Source organism: Nitrospira sp. BLG_2, assembly GCF_049222245.1.
In genome coordinates, this window is the sequence record NZ_JBLYIG010000271.1 from 1 (window position 1) to 3,011 (window position 3,011).

At 55.2% G+C, this 3,011-nt stretch carries 1 protein-coding gene; it reads right to left on the minus strand.

Going from position 1 to position 3,011, the window contains the following annotated elements:
- A partial coding sequence (metH, locus tag ACOSYY_RS07515) for a methionine synthase (protein ID WP_421661647.1) occupies positions 1-2,846 on the minus strand: 2,846 nt, incomplete at its 3' end.
- Positions 2,847-3,011: the final 165 nt, after the last annotated feature.

Sequence of the window (3,011 nt, forward strand, 5' to 3'; positions counted from 1 at the left end):
ATATAGGGAATGAGTTCGACTAAGGACTGATCAACAATCGTCTGAATGCCCAACCTCACTGGTGTGGGAATATCGGTCTTGGCCCAGTCTGATAGAAATCGATTCGCACGTGCCTGGGCGATCGAGAGGAGCGGTTTGGTACCGCGATCCTGGTGCGATTGTCTCATCCGCTCGTAGTCATCCCTCACCTCCTTCACGAAGTCTTGCCGCTGCGTGTGGCTCACCAAACTTCCTACAACGCCGACCGCCCGCGAAGCGTCCAACACATGGACCACACCAGGCTCATAGGAGGGCGCAATCTTGACCGCCGTATGGGCCTTACTCGTTGTGGCACCACCGATCAAGAGCGGCACATCAAACCCCTCGCGTGTCATTTCTTTGGCCACATGCACCATCTCATCGAGCGAGGGTGTAATGAGCCCGCTCAGGCCGATGATGTCGGGCTTGTTCTCTCGCGCAGCAGCGAGGATCTTCTCACAGGGCACCATGACCCCGAGATCGATGACTTCATAGTTATTACAACCGAGCACGACCCCGACGATGTTTTTCCCGATGTCGTGCACGTCGCCTTTCACCGTCGCGAGCAAGACCTTCCCCTGTGCCCGAAAATTACCGGTTCGTTTCTTCTCCTCTTCCATGAAGGGCATCAGATAGGCCACGGCCTTCTTCATGACGCGAGCGCTTTTGACGACCTGTGGTAAGAACATCTTGCCGGAACCGAATAGGTCCCCGACGATGTTCATGCCTGCCATCAACGGCCCTTCGATGACGTCCAAAGGCTTGGCGTATTTCTGACGAGCCTCTTCGGTATCTTGGTCGATATAGTCCGTCATGCCTTTCACAAGCGCATGGGATAGCCGCTCCTCTACAGTGCCCTTCCGCCATTCATCATCCTTGGCAATCGATTTCCCTTTCGCCTTGACGGTCTCGGCAAACGTCACCAAGCGCTCGGTCGCATCCGACCGCCGGTTGAGCAACACGTCTTCGACAAGTTCGAGCAAATCTTTTGGGACCTCCTCGTATACGGCGAGCTGACCGGCATTCACAATGCCCATATCAAGCCCGGCTTTGATGGCGTGATACAGAAAGGAGGCATGCATCGCTTCTCGAACGATGTTATTGCCACGGAACGAAAAGGAGATATTACTGATGCCCCCGCTGACCTTCGCGCCCGGCAGGTTCTGTTTGATCCAGCGGGTCGCTTCGATGAAATCCACGGCATAGTTGTTATGTTCTTCAATTCCCGTCGCAACGGTCAACACATTGGGATCGAAGATGATATCGTGCGGGGGAAAACCAACCTGCTCGGTGAGGATCTTGTACGAACGTGCGCAGATCTCTTTCCTCCGTTCCAGCGTGTCGGCCTGCCCCTTCTCATCGAAGGCCATAATGATGACCGCCGCGCCATAGCGACGGATGATGGTCGCGTGTTCGATGAATTTCTGTTCGCCTTCCTTGAGGCTGATACTGTTGACGATAGCCTTGCCTTGTATATTCTTCAGCCCGGTTTCCAACACTTCCCATCTGGAGCTATCCACCATGATAGGCACTTTGCAGATATCGGGCTCCGAGGCAACGAGCCGAAGGAACTTTTCCATCGCCGCCTTGGAATCAAGCATGCCTTCGTCCATATTCACATCGATAATCTGGGCGCCACCCTCTACTTGCTGGCGTGCCACTGATAGTGCCGCCTCATAGTCACCGGTCAGAATCAGCTTGGCGAACGCAGGTGAACCGGTGACATTCGTTCGCTCCCCGATATTGACAAAGTTCGAGTCAGGCCTGATGGTCACGGCTTCGAGACCACTCAAACGCGTGTAGGGTTCAACCTTCGAGAGTGCGTGCGGCTTCACGCCACGCACAGCTTCGGCAATACGCTTGATATGGGCCGGCGTCGTACCACAACAGCCCCCGACGATGTTCAGCCATCCATTCTCCGCCCACTCACGCCGTCGGGGGGCCGATGTGTCAGGTGTTTCCGGAAATCCAGTCGGCAGCAACGGATTCGGGAGACCGGCATTGGGGTGAGCGCTGATATGGATTGGCGCGATGTGCGCCAGTTCTTCGAGCAGCGGACGCATTTCCTTTGGACCGAGCGCGCAATTCATCCCCACGCTCAACAACGGGACATGGGAGATGGAATTCCAGAAGGCTTCGACGGTTTGACCGGTCACACCACGATTGCTGCCCGCCTGGATGAACGTCACCGATGCCATGATCGGCACCTGGCGTGCGCCGGAAGCGAATGCCTGCTGGATTGCAAAGAAGGCGGCTTTTGCATTCAACGTGTCAAAAATGGTTTCCACAAGCAGGAGATCAACACCACCATCAAGTAACCCCTGAACCTGCTCACCGTAGGCTTTGACCAGCTCATCATAGGTTGTCCCGCGAGCAGCGGGACTGTTCACATCAGTGGAAATCGACGACGTCTTCGTCGTCGGACCGATCGCCCCGGCGACAAAACAACGCCGTCCCTGCTGCGCCCGTTGCACGGCCTCGACCGCCCGCTTGGCACATTCCGCTCCTGCCTTGGACAGTTCGTAAGCCAGTGTCCCCATCCCGTAGTCTGCCAGGGAAATGGCTTGAGAATTGAACGTATTGGTTTCAATGATATCGGCACCCGCTTCCAAGTACTGCCGGTGAATCTCTTCAATGATCGCGGGTTGGGTAAGGTTGAGCAGGTCATTGTGGCCCTTCACATCCTTCTTCCAATCTTTGAACCGCTCACCTCGGAAGGCCGACTCATCCAGCTTCCGCTGTTGAATCATGGTCCCCATCGCTCCATCGAGGATAAGGATACGCTCTTGCAACAGAGCCTGAATGGACGCGTCGTGATGTATCGACATGATCACCTTCATTATGCCATTTGAGTTGGTCGTGCTCCGTTCGCGATCATACTGGAAGGCATTCTAAGCGAGCAAGCATGACCATTTCTTGACAGGCATTTAGAGGGATGGCTACGATGCCAGGTAATGCCGGTCTTGTTCATCCTACGAGCTGCGATATACATT